The 16,469-nt window shown below is 59.9% G+C and carries 19 protein-coding genes; 14 read left to right on the top strand and 5 right to left on the bottom strand.

The features are described 5' to 3' along the window. Positions 1 to 24: 24 nt before the first annotated feature. Together PMI31_RS09250 and PMI31_RS09245 are read right to left on the bottom strand one after the other, a co-directional pair. Positions 25 to 345, bottom strand: a complete 321-nt coding sequence (locus PMI31_RS09250) for a hypothetical protein (protein WP_008017672.1) — start codon at positions 343 to 345, stop codon at positions 25 to 27. A gap of 131 nt (positions 346 to 476) precedes the next feature. Continuing rightward, positions 477 to 1,067, bottom strand: coding sequence for a cysteine hydrolase family protein (locus PMI31_RS09245; protein WP_008017671.1), 591 nt, complete (start codon positions 1,065 to 1,067; stop codon positions 477 to 479). Between the two features lie 239 nt (positions 1,068 to 1,306). Between PMI31_RS09245 and prmB the strand changes: the two genes are divergently transcribed. Continuing rightward, a complete protein-coding gene (prmB, locus tag PMI31_RS09240; RefSeq protein WP_008017670.1) occupies positions 1,307 to 2,215 on the top strand; it encodes a 50S ribosomal protein L3 N(5)-glutamine methyltransferase in 909 nt (302 codons plus the stop codon). Between the two features lie 125 nt (positions 2,216 to 2,340). Here the strand turns inward: prmB and PMI31_RS09235 are convergent, their stop codons facing one another. Together PMI31_RS09235 and PMI31_RS09230 are read right to left on the bottom strand one after the other, a co-directional pair. Next, the gene (locus PMI31_RS09235) at positions 2,341 to 3,132 is read right to left on the bottom strand and encodes a hypothetical protein (RefSeq protein ID WP_008017669.1); all 792 of its coding nucleotides are present in this window, start codon (positions 3,130 to 3,132) and stop codon (positions 2,341 to 2,343) included. Between the two features lie 99 nt (positions 3,133 to 3,231). Next, the gene (locus tag PMI31_RS09230; RefSeq protein WP_008017668.1) at positions 3,232 to 4,230 is read right to left on the bottom strand and encodes an alpha/beta hydrolase; all 999 of its coding nucleotides are present in this window, start codon (positions 4,228 to 4,230) and stop codon (positions 3,232 to 3,234) included. A gap of 83 nt (positions 4,231 to 4,313) precedes the next feature. On the opposite strand from PMI31_RS09230, the gene aroC reads away from it, so the two are divergent. The 5 genes from aroC to mtnC are packed head-to-tail and all read left to right on the top strand — an operon-like array spanning position 4,314 to position 8,463. Next, positions 4,314 to 5,405, top strand: coding sequence for a chorismate synthase (gene aroC, locus PMI31_RS09225; protein ID WP_007974902.1), 1,092 nt, complete (start codon positions 4,314 to 4,316; stop codon positions 5,403 to 5,405). Positions 5,406 to 5,434: 29 nt separating this feature from the next. After that, positions 5,435 to 6,586, top strand: coding sequence for an MFS transporter (locus tag PMI31_RS09220; protein ID WP_008017667.1), 1,152 nt, complete (start codon positions 5,435 to 5,437; stop codon positions 6,584 to 6,586). Continuing rightward, complete coding sequence (locus PMI31_RS09215; protein ID WP_008017666.1) at positions 6,583 to 7,209, top strand: methylthioribulose 1-phosphate dehydratase; 627 nt, start codon at positions 6,583 to 6,585, stop codon at positions 7,207 to 7,209. Before PMI31_RS09220 ends, PMI31_RS09215 begins: the two co-directional genes overlap by 4 nt. A gap of 20 nt (positions 7,210 to 7,229) precedes the next feature. Then, positions 7,230 to 7,775 carry a 1,2-dihydroxy-3-keto-5-methylthiopentene dioxygenase gene (locus PMI31_RS09210; RefSeq protein ID WP_008017665.1) on the top strand — a complete coding sequence of 182 codons (546 nt, stop codon included), beginning with the start codon at positions 7,230 to 7,232 and terminating at the stop codon, positions 7,773 to 7,775. Between the two features lie 4 nt (positions 7,776 to 7,779). Beyond that, positions 7,780 to 8,463, top strand: a complete 684-nt coding sequence (gene mtnC, locus PMI31_RS09205; protein WP_008017664.1) for an acireductone synthase — start codon at positions 7,780 to 7,782, stop codon at positions 8,461 to 8,463. 109 nt (positions 8,464 to 8,572) lie between these two features. On the opposite strand, the gene PMI31_RS09200 is transcribed toward mtnC, so the two are convergent. Further along, a complete protein-coding gene (locus PMI31_RS09200; protein ID WP_008017663.1) occupies positions 8,573 to 8,851 on the bottom strand; it encodes a DUF3509 domain-containing protein in 279 nt (92 codons plus the stop codon). A gap of 356 nt (positions 8,852 to 9,207) precedes the next feature. Here PMI31_RS09200 and PMI31_RS09195 point away from each other — a divergent pair, with 356 nt between their 5' ends. From PMI31_RS09195 to PMI31_RS09160, 8 genes are all read left to right on the top strand, one after another. Continuing rightward, positions 9,208 to 11,046, top strand: a complete 1,839-nt coding sequence (locus tag PMI31_RS09195) for a long-chain-acyl-CoA synthetase (protein WP_008017661.1) — start codon at positions 9,208 to 9,210, stop codon at positions 11,044 to 11,046. 97 nt (positions 11,047 to 11,143) lie between these two features. After that, positions 11,144 to 11,662 carry an ankyrin repeat domain-containing protein gene (locus PMI31_RS09190; protein WP_008017660.1) on the top strand — a complete coding sequence of 173 codons (519 nt, stop codon included), beginning with the start codon at positions 11,144 to 11,146 and terminating at the stop codon, positions 11,660 to 11,662. A gap of 93 nt (positions 11,663 to 11,755) precedes the next feature. Continuing rightward, positions 11,756 to 12,286, top strand: coding sequence for a hypothetical protein (locus tag PMI31_RS09185; protein WP_008017659.1), 531 nt, complete (start codon positions 11,756 to 11,758; stop codon positions 12,284 to 12,286). Between the two features lie 81 nt (positions 12,287 to 12,367). Then, a complete protein-coding gene (locus PMI31_RS09180) occupies positions 12,368 to 12,559 on the top strand; it encodes a PLD nuclease N-terminal domain-containing protein (protein WP_007993066.1) in 192 nt (63 codons plus the stop codon). A gap of 260 nt (positions 12,560 to 12,819) precedes the next feature. Then, positions 12,820 to 13,695 (top strand): polyamine aminopropyltransferase, encoded by an 876-nt coding sequence (gene speE / locus PMI31_RS09175; RefSeq protein WP_008017658.1) that lies wholly within the window; start codon positions 12,820 to 12,822, stop codon positions 13,693 to 13,695. 216 nt (positions 13,696 to 13,911) lie between these two features. Further along, positions 13,912 to 14,145, top strand: coding sequence for a hypothetical protein (locus PMI31_RS09170; RefSeq protein WP_008017657.1), 234 nt, complete (start codon positions 13,912 to 13,914; stop codon positions 14,143 to 14,145). 210 nt (positions 14,146 to 14,355) lie between these two features. Next, positions 14,356 to 14,700 carry a ribonuclease E inhibitor RraB gene (locus PMI31_RS09165; RefSeq protein WP_008017656.1) on the top strand — a complete coding sequence of 115 codons (345 nt, stop codon included), beginning with the start codon at positions 14,356 to 14,358 and terminating at the stop codon, positions 14,698 to 14,700. 358 nt (positions 14,701 to 15,058) lie between these two features. Then, positions 15,059 to 16,468, top strand: a complete 1,410-nt coding sequence (locus tag PMI31_RS09160; RefSeq protein WP_008017654.1) for a circularly permuted type 2 ATP-grasp protein — start codon at positions 15,059 to 15,061, stop codon at positions 16,466 to 16,468. The last annotated feature ends 1 nt before the right edge of the window (position 16,469 follow it).

Raw genomic sequence — 16,469 nt, 5'->3', positions numbered from 1 at the left:
ACAAAAACGCGCGCGATGCTTGGCTCAGTCGTGTTTTTTCATCAGGTGCGGGGACATGGCCAGTTCTTGCGACTGCCGCGAGCGACGACGGCAGCGGCGCCACAGCCAGACACCGAGGTACAGCACGAACAGGCCGATGACCAGGATCACGGCAGCCCCGGTACGGTTTGTGTTCAATTCACCCAAGGCAGGTGCGTGGCCGAGCAGGCTGGCGGTACCGGCCATGGCGAGCAACACGCCGCACATCGCCAGCAATGCCGCGAACGTCGCGCCGATTCGAAAACGCCAGTTTCTTTGGCCTTTGGGCCGCAAGCGGCGAGCGTCAAAACCATCGGATAACTTCATTCCGACCTTCCTCAATGGGTATCGGCCCTTCGACCGGGAGTTGACCGGGATGTTCCTGAGGCTAAGACAATTATGGCAAATGAGAGATTTTTGCGGATGAGCGGCATTCCAGGCCGCTCATTGAGCGTCGATCAGATCAGTTCGCGGGTCAGCGCGAGGGTGGCGAAGTTGTCGCCCATGATCGCCATTTCGGTCTGATGAACGTGCGCGGCGCTCAGGACTCCGCCCTTGTAGGGCAAGTCGCGTGTGGCGCAGGCATCTTCAATAAGTGTGCATCGGAAACCCAGGTTCTTCGCTGCGCGTACAGTGGTGCTGACACTGGAGTGGCTCATGAAGCCACAGACGATCAGGTCGAGGGCGCCGAGGTCTTCCAGGCGTTTTGCCAATTCGGTGCCGTGAAACGCGCTTGGCAGCAATTTGCCGATGACGGTTTCATCACTCTGTGGCTCCAGGCCCGGAATGAACTCACCACCGACGCCTTGCGGGTTGAACATTCCACCGAGCGTTCCGAGGTGGCGGACATGCACGATCGGCCGGCCAGCGGCACGGGCTGCGGCGAGTAACTGCTTGATGTTCGCGACGGCCTCATCCATGCCGCTGAGGGCCAGCGGACCGCTCAAATACTCTTTCTGGGCATCGATGATGATAAGGGTCGCTTGACTCAGTTTGGCTGCCGGGTAACCGCGGCCGCTGAGTTGAAACATCGTTTTTGGAACGGACATTCTGGGGCTCCTTGGAGTGGGGCTTTTGCGACATTGTCCTCTGGCTGAGCGGTTCTGTGAATCGCTACGATCGTAGGTGCCGTCGTTGCTGGCCTGTAGCCTTGTCAATAGTCGAGTTTTGTTCAATAGCCTGGCGAAAAAACGGATAACTCCTACATTTGAGTCGGTAGTTTTCCCGCGTCGTCGTGGCGCCGTTTGACTGGTAGAATCGCCCGTCGATTTTTCTGGAGTTTGCCGTCGTGATCACTTCCCGCCTTCGCACCCTGCGTGACCATATCCGTTGGGCTGTCAGCCGCTTCCATGGGGAGGATCTGTTTTTCGGCCATGGCACCGACAACGCCTGGGACGAAGCCCGTCAACTGGTGTTGGGCGCATTGCACTTGCCGTGGGAAATTGCTGACAGTTACCTCGACTGTAACCTGGAAGACGACGAACGGGTCCACTTGCAGCTGTTGCTCAAGCGCCGCATTGAAGAGCGCGTGCCCACCGCTTACCTGCTGGGCGAAGCCTGGTTCTGTGGCATGTCGTTCATCGTTGATGAGCGCGTGCTGATCCCGCGCTCACCGATTGGCGAACTGATCGAAAATCGTTTTACGCCGTGGCTGGCTGCCGAGCCGGCGCGGATTCTCGACCTGTGCACCGGCTCGGGCTGCATCGGTATCGCCTGTGCCTACGAGTTCCAGAATGCCGAAGTGGTCCTGGCCGATCTGTCGTTCGAAGCGCTGGAAGTGGCTAACCAGAACATCGAGCGCCACGGTGTCGATGAGCGTGTGTACACGGTGCAGGGCGATGGTTTCGGGGGCTTGCCGGGGCAACGTTTCGACTTGATCGTGTCGAACCCGCCCTACGTCGATGCCGAAGATTTTGCCGACATGCCGGACGAGTACCAGCACGAACCGGAACTGGGTTTGGCCTGCGGTGACGACGGTTTGAACCTGGTGCGGCGCATGCTTGCCGAAGCGGCGGATCATCTGACCGAGAAGGGCCTGCTGATTGTCGAGGTGGGCAACAGTCAGGTGCACGTCGAGGCGTTGTACCCGGAAGTCGACTTTGCCTGGTTGGAGTTCGCGCGTGGCGGCCATGGTGTGTTCATGCTGTCGGCCGAACAGTGCCGCGTTCATCAGCCTCTATTCGCTTCCCGCGTCTGACCTTGAAATGCTATCGCGGGCAAGCCCGCTCCCACAGGTGTTGTGTCGTGCCCAAATGATGCGGCAAACACGAGAACTGTGGGAGCGTGGCTTGCCCGCGATGGTCGCGCCGCGGTCTCAAGCCTTCAACGATGCGTGGCAATCCAGATCAGCAACCCCGCCTGAAACACCGCAAACGCCACCAGGCAAGTAATGGTGAAGCGCAGCCCGGCGTCCTCGCGTTTGTATTTGCTGACTTTCTCTTCGTGTTTCTTGAGTTTGACTTCCTGCTCGGCCAGGTTCTGCTCGGCTTGCTGGAGCATTTGCGCCGCCTCGAGAATTTCCACGACCTGCAGCTTTTCGCTGTTCCAGTCGCCGGAAAGGTCGCCGACCTTGACCGGCTTGACGCTGCCTTTCAAATGCTGGGCATCGGCATACACCACGTCGAAACCGTGCACGCGCAAAAAATGATCGCGGCGCAGGCGGGTGTCTTCGTTCAGCGCATCCTTGTTGTTCAGGTCAACGCCGTCGACGGTGTAGGTTGGCCAGCGCTTCTTCGCCCAGTTGATGCCCTGGGCCGCCAGGAATCGGCCTATGCCACGGTTCAGCGGTTCAATCTGCAAGCCGCTTTCCGGTCCGAAATGCACGCGTTTTTCGGCGTGATCGACCCACACGTCCAGATGATTCTGCTCCTTGCGTACGCGTTGGCCGGGCAGGGTGATGCTCATGCGCATCAGGCTGCGCTCCTTGTCGTTGCGTTCGGCATAGCCGAACTCGACAAAACGCAATGGGCGCCCGCCTGTGTTGCGGTCAGTCTGCAGCGGCGCCAGACGGAGCATCTTGTGGTGCTCGACGTGGACGTCCGCCCAGGGCAGCTCGACCGCTGGCGGTGCGTCTTTTTCAGCGGTGGTGTCGGGTGAGGTCTGGGTGTCTGTCATAACGGCGAGATCCTGTCCAAGCTCAGCTTGTCGCCAACCAATGTGTTGGCGACAAAGGCTTATCGGCCGTTTTTCCCAGGACTGGAGGGTAAAGAGAGGTTAACTGGTGCGAAGTCCGTCAATAAACCCGAGGATTCGCGTGCCCAGTTCCGCCGCCAGGGGCAATTGCGGATCTTTATAGGACGCCAGTTGGCGTTTGACGTCGTTGGGCACGATGCGCATGACGTGGTTCATGCCCTCGATCAACGCGAGTTCGGCGTCCGGTTTGGCCGCCTTGAGCAGCCTTGCGTCATTGACGCCGACCTGGATGTCGTTGCTGCCCTGGATGATCAGCGCCGGCATCTTCAGCCTGGCAAACGCTGCGGCCGGGTCCTGGCGGAACAGGGAAATCAGGTACGGCTGCACGCTCGGACGGAAAATGGCCTGCAACGGAGGCGGCACATTGTCGTCGGGTTTCCCGGCCTTGAGGCTGTCGAGCAATTCATTGCTGCGCAGCATCAGCGGCGGTGGCAGGCGATTGCCCAGTTGCTGGCGGATGACCTGATCAACCGGCCTTGCGCTGCCGGAGACAGAAATCACCGCATCGGCATCCATGCCGGGCGCTGCGAGGCTGGCGATCAAGGCACCCTCGCTGTGCCCCAGCACAATCAGCTTGCCGAAACGCGGATCGGTCTTGAGCTTGTGGCCCCAGGCTTCGGCGTCGGCCACATAGGCGTCCACCGTCAGGTTGCGTTCGTCCGGCGTGGCGGCCAGGCTCGCGGCCACACCGCGTTTGTCGTAGCGCACACTGGCGATGTTGTGTTTGGCCAGCACCCAGGCCAGCCGCTTGAGGCTGTCATTGCGCCCGCCGTCGGCGTTGTTTCCGTCACGATCCGTAGGGCCGGAGCCGGAAATGATCAGGACAACCGGCACGGGGTCGTCGGATTTTGGCAGCAACAGCGAGCCGAAAAGCTCGCCGGTGCCGGTATCCAGCGTGATCGGTCGTTGCAGGACAGTCGCCTGGGCGAAGCCGGAAATCAGGGTAAGGCTCAAGGCTAGAACTCGCAGCATCATCGCGCCATCATCAAGAAGGTGCCGGTTGGACTCACAGGCACCCATAAGGTTCGAGGATGAACTACTTGGGTAGCCTGCGTATACTGGCGCGCATTACGTATTCAGGTTCATTTCACGGAGCGTCCTGCATGTCCGGCAATACCTACGGCAAGCTGTTCACTGTCACCACCGCGGGCGAAAGCCATGGTCCGGCGTTGGTCGCCATTGTCGATGGCTGCCCGCCGGGCCTGGAGATATCCCTGGAGGATCTGCAGCGTGACCTGGACCGTCGCAAGCCCGGCACCAGCCGCCACACCACCCAGCGTCAGGAAGCCGACGAAGTCGAAATCCTCTCTGGCGTGTTCGAAGGCCGCACCACCGGTTGCGCCATCGGCCTGTTGATCCGCAACACCGACCAGAAGTCCAAGGACTACTCGGCGATCAAGGATCTGTTCCGCCCGGCCCACGCCGACTACACCTACCACCACAAGTACGGTGAGCGCGACTACCGCGGCGGCGGACGCAGCTCGGCCCGTGAAACGGCGATGCGCGTGGCGGCGGGGGCGATTGCAAAAAAATACCTGGCGAGCCAGGGCATCGTCATTCGCGGCTACATGAGCCAGCTCGGGCCGATTGAAATCCCGTTCAAGACCTGGGAATCGGTCGAGCAGAACGCCTTCTTCAGTCCGGATCCGGACAAAGTGCCGGAACTGGAAGCCTACATGGACCAGTTGCGCCGCGATCAGGATTCGGTCGGCGCGAAAATCACCGTGGTCGCCGAAGGCGTGATGCCGGGCCTGGGCGAGCCGATCTTCGACCGCCTCGACGCCGAACTGGCCCATGCGCTGATGAGCATCAATGCGGTCAAGGGTGTGGAAATCGGCGCCGGTTTCGCCAGCGTCGCCCAGCGTGGCACCGAGCATCGCGATGAAATGACCCCGGAAGGTTTCCTCAGCAATAACGCGGGCGGCATTCTCGGCGGTATTTCCTCCGGTCAGCCAATCGTTGCGCACCTGGCACTGAAGCCGACGTCGAGCATCACCACACCGGGCCGTTCCATCGACATCCATGGCAACCCGGTAGAAGTGATCACCAAGGGGCGTCACGACCCGTGCGTCGGCATCCGCGCCACGCCGATCGCCGAAGCGATGATGGCGATCGTGCTGATGGATCACCTGCTGCGTCACCGTGGGCAGAACGCCGATGTGCGTGTGAGCACGCCGGTGCTGGGTCAGCTTTAAATGGCTGACTTCACAGTCGCAGCCGTCTGATGGCGACTGCGGCGCTCCCGTACTGGCGGCTCTCCAGTTTCTATCTGTTCTATTTCGCCTTGCTCGGTTCGACAGCGCCGTTTCTGGCGCTGTATTTCGATCACCTCGGATTCAGTGCCGCGCGCATCGGCGAGCTGGTGGCGATCCCGATGCTGATGCGCTGCGTGGCGCCGAACATCTGGGGCTGGCTGGGCGACTACACCGGTCGACGGCTGGCCATCGTACGCTTCGGCGCGGTGTGCACACTGCTGACCTTTTCGCTGATTTTCGTCAGCAAGACCTACGCCTGGCTGGCGATGGTCATGGCCTTGCATGCGTTCTTCTGGCATGCGGTGTTGCCACAATTCGAAGTCATCACCCTGGCACATTTGCAGGGGCAGACCTCGCGCTACAGTCAGATTCGCCTGTGGGGCTCGATCGGTTTCATCATCACCGTGGTCGCGCTGGGCCGGTTGTTCGAATGGCTGAGCCTGGACATCTACCCGGCGGCGCTGGTGCTGATCATGGCCGGCATCGTGCTCAGCAGCCTGTGGGTGCCCAATGCCCAACCGGCGCCGGGCAACCGGGTGACGGGGGAAGGATTCCTCAAGCAGTTGCGCAGCCCCGGCGTGCTGGCGTTTTACGTCTGCGTGGCGCTGATGCAGATGAGCCATGGGCCGTATTACACCTTTCTGACCCTGCACCTTGAGCGGCTGGGTTACAGCCGTGGCGTGATCGGCATGCTCTGGGCGGTCGGCGTGGTCGCCGAAGTGCTGATGTTTCTGGCCATGAGCCGGATCCTTGCACGCGTCTCGCTGCGCCGGGTGCTGATGGCCAGTTTTCTGCTGGCGGCGTTGCGCTGGCTGTTGCTGGGTTCGCTCGCGGAGTTTCTTTGGGTGCTGTTGTTTGCCCAGGCGCTGCACGCGGCGACATTCGGCAGCTTTCACGCCGCTGCCATTCAATTCGTGCAACGTAGCTTCGGCGCGCGCCAGCAAGGCCAGGGTCAGGCGCTGTACGCCGCGCTGGCCGGCACCGGTGGCGCATTGGGCGCTTTGTATTCCGGCTACAGCTGGAACGCCCTCGGCGCGGCATGGACCTTTAGTATTGCCAGTCTCGCAGCCGTCGCGGCTGCCGTTATCATTGCCACACGTATGCAAGAGGACAGGCCATGAGCCTTACCCGTGAACACCTCGCCCAGGAAATCATCGACGCCGGGCGTTTTCTGTATGGCCGCGGCTGGTCGCCGGCCACCAGCAGCAATTACTCGACCCGTCTGTCGCCGACCGAAGCCTTGCTGACCGTATCCGGCAAGCACAAGGGGCAACTCGGCATGGACGATGTGCTGGCCGCTGACCTGGCGGGAAACAGTCTGGAACCGGGCAAGAAACCGTCCGCCGAAACCCTGTTGCACACCCAGCTCTACACCTGGCGCCCAGAGATCGGTGCCGTGCTGCACACCCACTCGGTGAATGCCACCGTGCTGTCGCGCCTGACACCGCAAGACTTCATCGAGTTCGAAGACTACGAACTGCAAAAAGCCTTCAGCGGTGTGACGACCCACGAATCCCGGGTGCGCGTGCCGATTTTCGACAACGACCAGGACATTGCGCGCCTGGCCGCCAAGGTGCAGCCTTGGCTGGACGCCCATCCCGATTGCGTCGGCTACCTGATCCGCGGTCATGGCCTGTACACCTGGGGCGCGCGCATGAGCGATGCCCTGCGGCAGATCGAGGCCTTTGAATTTTTGTTCGAGTGCGAGTTGAAGACGCGCTCGCTCTTTAACCGTAACGCATGAGCCGTTAAGGAGTTGCCCCGATGAGCAGCCTGTCCGTTTATCACGTCTCCAGCCCTGAAATTCCCAACAAGGTGCTGACCCATTTCGAAGACATCGCCTCGACCCTGGCCGAGCAGGGCGTGCGTTTCGACCGTTGGCAAGCGGCGGCGAAGATCCAGCCGGGTGCCACCCAGGAAGAAGTGATTGCCGCCTACCAGGAGCAGATCGACAAGCTGATGACCGAACGCGGTTACGTTACCGTCGACGTGATCAGCCTCAACAGCGATCACCCGCAAAAAGCCGAACTGCGTGCCAAGTTCCTCGACGAACATCGCCACGGTGAAGACGAAGTACGATTTTTCGTTGCCGGCCGTGGCTTGTTTACCTTGCACATCGACGATTACGTCTACGCGGTTCTGTGCGAGAAAAACGACCTGATCTCGGTGCCGGCCGGTACCAAACACTGGTTCGACATGGGCGAACATCCGCATTTCGTCGCGATCCGTCTGTTCAACAACCCGGAGGGCTGGGTGGCCAACTTCACCGGCGAAGACATCGCCAGCCAATTCCCGCGCCTGGAGGACTGAGTCGATGCCGATCAAAGCGATTCTCACCGACATCGAAGGCACCACCAGCGCGGTGAGTTTTGTGTTCGACGTGCTGTTCCCTTATGCCGCCAAACACTTGCCGGCGTTTGTCCGTCAGCACGCCGAACGCGCCGACGTGGCAGAACAACTGGCTGCCGTGCGCCGCGACAGCAACGAACCGAATGCTGACGTCGAGCGGGTCATCGAGATCCTGTTGGGCTGGATTGCCGAAGACCGCAAGGCCACGCCCTTGAAAGCGTTGCAGGGAATGGTCTGGGAGCAGGGCTACCAGGCCGGGCAACTGAAAGGCCACGTCTACCCCGATGCCGTCGAAGCGCTCAAGCACTGGCACCAGAACGGCTATCAACTGTTCGTTTATTCCTCGGGCTCGATCCAGGCGCAGAAGTTGATCTTCGGCTGCTCGGAGGCGGGGGATTTGACGCCGCTGTTCAGCGGCTACTTCGATACGACGTCAGGGCCAAAACGCGAGGCGCAGTCCTACGCCAACATCACCCAGGCGATCCAGGTCGAAGCGCAGCAAATTCTGTTTTTGTCGGACATCGTCGAAGAACTCGACGCCGCGCGCGCGGCGGGTATGGCCACATGCGGCCTGGCCCGTGAGGGCGGGGAACTGGCGGGGCATGTCACCGTGGACAGCTTTGTGCGGATAAATCCTTCAGCCTTCTAAACACAACACAACTTGTAGGAGCGAGCCTGCTCGCGATTGCGATCTGTCATTCAATATTGATGTTGACTGACACTCCGCTATCGCGAGCAGGCTCGCTCCTACAGTGTTTTTACAGCGAGTGATAGGTCGGCAGGGCAAACCGTTGCTGGCTTTGCAGCATGGAAATCTGCGGCAGCTCACTGGCCTGTTCGGCGAGGTCGCGGCGAATTGCACTGATGACCCACATCAGCTGGTCGCCATTGTGCAATTGCTGGTAGGAGATCGAGCGCTTGAACACTTTGTCTTCGCCACCGTTCAGGGTCAACAGGATCCCGCCATCAGGGCGGGCCTGGGTGGTGACGTCGTAGTTGGCGAACAGGGACGAAAATTTTTCCTGGATAAGGCTCATGTCTTTCAGCTCCGTGATGACTTGAATGGCAAGCATGGGGAGACTGTTGCAGCCTTTGTGCCAGTAATGTCAGTTGAATAATATTAATAAAAATCAATAAGTTACGTTTTTTGGTGATTTTTGCTTTCGTGCAATCTGCATGAATGGCCATCGTGCATCCTGCATTTTGCAGGTACGTCGGCGACTCGATGGAACCAATTGGCGTGCACGGGATCATCTTCGCGCAGCGCTGTCGCAGATCAAGATCGCGGATACAAAACATTTCAAAAACCGCGTGTACAGCTCAAGAACCGTTGACGTATTTTCGGGCTCAGTCATCGCCGCCCGACAATAAAAAAGATCGAACGGGAGCAATCATGAGCCGCACGTCGAACGACACGATTACCTGGGGCATGATGCTCCGCAAGCTGCCTGCCATTGCCAAAGCCATCCCCCGGGTGGTGAAGGGCATGAAGGTGGCCAACGTCAAGGACCCGACCCAGGCGTGTGGTTTGGGCTGGTGTTTCGAGCAAGCCACGTTGCGCAACCCGGATGGCCCGGCGCTGTTGCAAGACGACGTGACGCTCAGTTACTCCGAGGTCAACCAATGGGCCAACCGCATCGCCCATCACCTGATCGGCCAAGGCATCGGCAAGGGGGATGTGGTGGCGGTCTTCATCGAGAACCGCCCGGAACTGCTGGTGACGATTCTGGCGGTGGCCAAGGTCGGTGCGATCAGTGCGCTGCTCAATACCTCGCAGACCCGCGACACCCTCGTGCACAGTGTGAATCTGGTGGCGCCGGTGGCGATCATCGTCGGTGAGGAGTTGGTCCCGGCGTACCTGGCGGTGCGTGATCGGGTGTCGATCAAGGCTGAACGAACCTGGTTCGTCGCCGATCAGGACACCTCGCGCCAACCGGGTATCGCGCCTGAAGGCTTCATCAACCTGATGACCGTCAGTCTCGACAACGCCAGCGACAACCCGGCCAGCAGCCGGCAGGTTTTCTTCGACGATCCCTGCTTTTATATCTACACCTCGGGCACCACGGGGCTGCCCAAGGCTGGCGTGTTCAAGCACGGACGCTGGATGCGCAGCTCGGCGAGTTTCGGCATGATCGCCCTGGACATGCGTCCGGACGATGTCGTCTATTGCACCTTGCCGCTGTACCACGCCACGGGACTTTGCGTGTGCTGGGGTTCGGCCGTCAGTGGTGCCAGCGGGTTCGCCATCCGCCGCAAATTCAGCGCCAGTCAGTTCTGGAACGACGTGCGCAAGTACCGGGCGACCACCATCGGTTATGTCGGCGAACTGTGCCGCTACCTGGTCGATCAACCGCCAAGCGCCGACGACAGCCGGCATGATGTGAAGAAGATGATCGGCAACGGACTGCGTCCCGGCGCCTGGAGCGAGTTCAAGACCCGCTTTGCGGTGAATCACATCTGTGAGCTGTACGCCGCCAGCGACGGCAATATCGGGTTCACCAACATTCTGAATTTCGACAACACCATCGGTTTTTCCCTGATGTCCTGGGAACTGGTGGCGTACGACCACGACAGCGGCGCGCCGATTCGTGGGGCCAATGGTCTGATGCGCAAGGTCGCCAAGGGCGAGCAGGGGCTGTTGCTGGCAAAAATCGACGACAAGGCCCCGCTGGATGGCTACACCGATCCGCAGAAAACCGCCAAGGTCGTGCTCCACGATGTATTCGAGCAGGGCGACCGCTACTACAACACCGGCGATCTGTTGCGCAGCATCGGCTTTGGTCATGCACAGTTCGTCGACCGCCTGGGTGATACCTACCGCTGGAAGGGTGAAAACGTGTCGACCACGGAGGTCGAAAACATCCTCCTGCAACACCCGAGTATTTCCGAAGCCGTGGCCTATGGCGTGGAAATCCGCAATACCAATGGCCGGGCCGGGATGGCGGCGATTACCCCCGCCGAATCCCTGGCAACCCTGGACTTCAGCGAACTGCTGGCCTTCGCCCGTGAGCAAATGCCGGCTTATGCGGTGCCGTTGTTCCTGCGGGTGAAGGTGAAAATGGAAACCACCGGGACTTTCAAGTATCAGAAGACCCGACTCAAGGACGAGGCTTTCGATCCGGGTAAAACCGGTGATGATCCGATCTATGCCTGGCTGCCGGGGACCCAGACTTACGTGCAGGTCACGGAGCAATTGTTGACTGACATTCAGGGCGGCAAGTACCGCTATTGAATCTGGCTATGGCGGCCCATGAGAAAAAACAAGTGACAGTGCCGGGGCGGCTCGGGAAACTGTCGGCTTTTACGAATGACAGAGAAGGGAGTAGCCAATGTCAGACAAAAGCCGCCAGATGACCCCCGAAGAAGCCGCTGAATTTGCCGAACAGGTATTCAACAAGGCACGGGAGGGCGATGCGGCGATGATGGCCGCGCTGCTGACCAAGGGGTTACCGCCGAACCTGCGTAACCACAAAGGCGACACCTTGCTGATGCTGGCTGCGTACCACGGTCATGTGGACACGGTAAAAGTCCTGCTGGAGCACAAGGCCGATCCGGAGATCCGCAACGACAACGGGCAGAGTCCGATTGCCGGCGCTGCTTTCAAGGGCGATCTTGCGGTGATCAAGGCCTTGGTCGATGGCGGCGCGCAGGTTGAAGGCTCGTCCTTTGACGGCCGCACGGCGCTGATGATGGCGGCGATGTTCAACCGCGTCGAAGTGGTCGATTACCTGATCAGCAAGGGCGCCGACCCGAAAGCCAGGGACGCCAATGGCATCACCGCGCTGGAAGCGGCGAAAACCATGGGCGCTTCCGATGCCGTTGCGCACCTGGAAAAACTGCTGGGCTGACGCTGAGCCTTGTGGCGAGGGGCGCTCACTACAGGTCCACATTTGCGCTATCCTTCGCGCCCTCAACATTCCCCTCGCTACAGGATCCGCCCCATGAAAGCCGCACTCGTCGAACTCATCAGCAAAATCAGCTCCGGGTGCATGGGCGAAGACGAAATCCTCAAGGTCGCAGACGAAGCGGCGCAGGCCTACGCCAATCCGCAGGCTTTTTTGAGCGCCAATCCGGACATCAACTACGACGACAGCTTCCCGATCCCGCTGGGTGAGTGGGTGGTGGTCGGCAGCCTGCCGGAAACGGTGCTGTTCCAGGCTGACACCTACATGGACCTGTTCGCCCTGATCGTCGCCTCATTCGGCCCGGGTGTGGAGTTCAATCTCAAGTCCAAGCAACTGGCCAAGACCGAAGCCTTGACCGCGCTCAACCGCATCCAGGTGCAGATGAGCAGCCTGAACAAGGAAAACGGTGGCTACACGCTGATGAACTTCAGCCAGTTGCTCGATGACGAGTTGCAGGTGGTCCTGGTCTACGGCAATGACGTGCCACGGGTGCTGCAATTGTGCGCAGAAGTCGGCATCGCCGCCGCGCCATCCCTGGAAGCCCTGAAAGTGGCGATCCACGTCTGATACCAAACACTGTCAATAAAAGGGAGCCCTCGCGACGACCGTCTATCCTGAGAGGGCAAATCACTCTTCAGGGGAGTCACCATGGGTTCCACGTTCAACAGCCTGGTTGCCTTGATCATTTTTGCCCTGGACATCTGGGCCATCATCAACGTATTCAAAAGTAGCGCCGAGACCGGGATGAAAATCCTCTGGGTACTGTTGATCGCACTGTTGCCGGTGCTGGGGCTGATTATCTGGGCCATCGCCGGGCCACGGGGCAATGTCAAATTCTGACGGGTTTCCCACAAACGACACTAACCCTGTGGGAGCGGGCTTGCCCGCGATGATATCGGCGCGGTGTCTCTGACAGACCGCGGTGTCTGCATCGCGGGCAAGCCCGCTCCCACAAGGATCGAGGCGAACTGATCAAGAGGTTCGACCTGTCATGTTCCGCGACGTAGAATGCGCGCCTTTCCCGGTCAATCGAGACGATCGATCGGCCATCATGGGCGGGTAACCGTCCGTTGCCACCCGCATTCATCGGAGCACTTCCCATGAGCAACATCCCTGCCAGCGACTACCTGGAAACCCTCTACGAAGGCTACGGCCAGCGTTTTCGCATGGAAAAACTGCTGCACGAAGTGCGCACCGAACACCAGCACCTGGTGATCTTCGAGAACCCGCGCATGGGCCGGGTGATGGCGCTGGACGGCGTGATCCAGACCACCGAAGCCGACGAATTCATCTATCACGAAATGCTGACCCACGTGCCGATCCTGGCCCATGGCGCCGCCAGGCGCGTGCTGATCATCGGCGGCGGCGACGGCGGCATGTTGCGTGAAGTGGCCAAGCACCGCAGTGTCGAGCACATCACCATGGTCGAGATCGACGGCACCGTGGTCGACATGTGCAAGGAGTTCCTGCCGAACCACTCCAAGGGCGCATTCGATGATCCACGTCTGAACCTGGTGATCGACGACGGCATGCGTTTCGTCGCTACCACCACTGAAAAGTTCGATGTGATCATTTCCGACTCCACCGACCCGATCGGACCGGGTGAAGTGCTGTTCTCGGAAAACTTCTACCAGGCCTGCCACCGCTGCCTGAACGAAGGCGGCATCCTGGTGACCCAGAACGGCACGCCGTTCATGCAGATCGAAGAAGTGAAGACCACCGCCGGTCGCCTGCGCAGCCTGTTCCCGGACTGGCACTTCTACCAGGCCGCCGTGCCGACCTATATCGGCGGCTCGATGACCTTCGCCTGGGGCGCCACCAATACCGCTTATCGCAAGTTGTCCCGCGAAACCCTGCAACAGCGCTTCGCGGGCAGCGGCATCATCACCCGCTACTACAATCCAGAAATCCACATCGGTGCCTTCGCCTTGCCGCAATACGTGTTGCAGGCGGTGAACAAGCCAAGCAACGACTGATGGATTGAAACGCAGACCTGTAGGAGCGAGCCTGCTCGCGATGGACGTGAACGATGACGCGGGATGTCTGATTTAACGCGGCGTTCTCAAGTTTTTCGCGAGCAGGCTCGCTCCTACAGAGATCTGCGATGGGTGCAGATTCGGCGGAACAATTAGCCAGCTAACAAGGTCGAGATAGGTGTAAGCCCGTCCATGGGTTTTATCGAGGAGGCACCAATGCAAAAGTGGAAAGTCACTTTCGTGGATGATCATGGCGAAACCGTCAACGAAGTCTTTGAGTGCACCGAGTGCCCGGACTACGAGCGTGCCGCCAAGCTCATCAAGGCCAGGCTTCTTCCTGTCGCTGCCGAACTGGATCTGAACGATCTGGAAGGGCGGACCACTGATGCGAGCGTCAAAGAACTCAAGGCGCAGAACAGCATTCAAATCCTCGGTATTGCTCCAATCTGAACAACACCTGTCGCATTCAAATCCAGACCTTGGCAGAGGCTCTATCTTGGGGCTACTCTGCAAGCGAGATCAGCGAATGAATCGCTAAGGTCTGGTCTTGTCAGCTCCATGCTTGTTTCCCGCCGGCACTTCGATTGCCGTCGCTCGCGCTGTTCGGTTGCGGGTGAGGGAGTACGGAAAGTCTATCCATCGTTTTGAGGAGGACGTTTCATGAGCACAGCCTATCAAGAAGACATCAGCAGCAGCGTACTGCGCCGCATGAAAGAAGGCGGTTTTGACTTTTCGCGGTTTCATCCCATCGAGTTCTACGCCATTTTCCCGGACGAGGAGCGGGCACGCAGGGCGGCAGGTCATTTCCACCATGGTGAATCCCTGAATGCGCAAGTCAGTGTGCGCGACGATGGCGCCTGGGCGCTGGAATTGTGCAAAGTCATGTATGCCACCTACGACGATATCGGCGATTTCGAGCAGGGGTTCGAAGCGGTGGTCGAACCGTTGGGCGGCATCATCGAAGGCTGGGGTGTGAAACAGGAGGTACGAGGGCGACTCGCATAACCTTATGAACAGTGACAATTGGCAATGACGGCTGACCTTCGGGTTGGCCGTTTTCGTTTTCGCCGCCAGGAAATTGAACACAATCCGGTAGGAGCTGGCTTGCCAGCGAAGGCGTCCTCGAAGAGTAACGCATGACTTAATGGCCCCTTCGCCGGCAAGCCGGCTCCTACGGACTATGCTGGTGACAGGCGATCACAGCGCCTTGCAATGAAGCGGGGGCAATCAGGTTGGGGCATTTGTCGCACAGGATTGGTGCGGTGCGTGCATCTTGATTATCCAACCGATTGAAATATAAGCGTTTATGCCGATGGCACGGGCCTTGCGAAGGTCTGGACGTCCGAGTGACAAGGAGTACGGCATGATCCGCACCTATTTTGATGAGATGTACGATGCCGGCGGCCAGGTCCGCCCGCATTATCGGGAGTTTGCCCGTTGGCTGGCCGAGACGCCTGACGAGCTTCTGGCACAACGGCGACGCGAGGCCGATCTGTTGTTTCATCGCGCCGGGATTACCTTCACGCTCTATGGTGATGAGCAGGGGACAGAGCGCCTGATTCCCTTCGACACCATTCCCCGCAGCATCCCCGCCAGTGAATGGCGGGTCGTCGAGCGTGGCTGCATCCAGCGGGTCAAGGCGTTGAACATGTTCCTCGCCGACCTTTACCACGAGCAGCGCATCATCAAGGCCGGCATCATTCCGGCCGAACAGGTGCTGGCCAACGAGCAGTACCAGTTGGCGATGCAGGGCCTGGACCTGCACCGCGATATCTACTCGCACATCTCCGGGGTCGACCTGGTGCGCGATGGCGACGGCACCTACTACGTGCTCGAAGACAATCTGCGCACACCCAGCGGCGTCAGCTACATGCTTGAAGACCGCAAGATGATGATGCGCCTGTTTCCTGAACTGTTCGCGGCGCAACGCATCGCTCCCATCGACCACTATCCGAACCTGCTGCTCGATACCCTGAAAAGCTCAAGCCCCATCGACAACCCGAGCGTGGTGGTGCTGACACCCGGCCGCTTCAACAGCGCGTTCTTCGAACATGCGTTCCTGGCGCGGGAAATGGGTGTGGAGCTGGTGGAGGGCGCGGACCTGTTCGTGCGTGACGACAAGGTCTACATGCGCACCACCGACGGGCCGAAAGCGGTCGACGTGATTTATCGTCGCCTCGACGACGCCTTCCTCGATCCGCTGGCCTTCAACCCGGAATCGATGCTGGGCGTGCCGGGGCTGCTGTCGTCGTACCGCTCCGGCAACGTGGTGCTGGCCAATGCCATCGGCACGGGGGTGGCGGACGACAAGTCGGTGTATCCGTTCGTAACCGACATGATCCGTTTCTACCTCGACGAAGAGCCGATCCTGAAGAACGTGCCGACCTGGCAATGCCGTAACCCTTCTGAACTTTCCCACGTGCTGGCCAATCTTCCAGAGTTGGTGGTCAAGGAAACCCAGGGCTCCGGCGGGTACGGAATGCTGGTGGGGCCGGCGGCGACGACGGCGGAAATCGAAGCCTTCCGCGCGCGGATCATCGCCAAGCCCCATGCGTATATCGCGCAACCGACGCTGTCGTTGTCGACCTGTCCGACCTTTGTCGAAAACGGCATTGCACCACGCCATATCGACTTGCGGCCGTTTGTCCTGTCGGGTCGTGAAACCCGGGTCGTGCCCGGCGGCTTGACCCGTGTCGCCCTGCGTGAAGGCTCCCTGGTGGTCAACTCATCCCAGGGTGGCGGAACCAAGGACACCTGGGTGGTCGAGGATTAAA

Source organism: Pseudomonas sp. GM55 (assembly GCF_000282395.1).
Taxonomy (GTDB): Bacteria; Pseudomonadota; Gammaproteobacteria; order Pseudomonadales; family Pseudomonadaceae; genus Aquipseudomonas; species Aquipseudomonas fluorescens_CC.
Note: the sequence above shows the minus strand (reverse complement) of the source record. Positions and strands in the feature narration are given on the sequence as shown.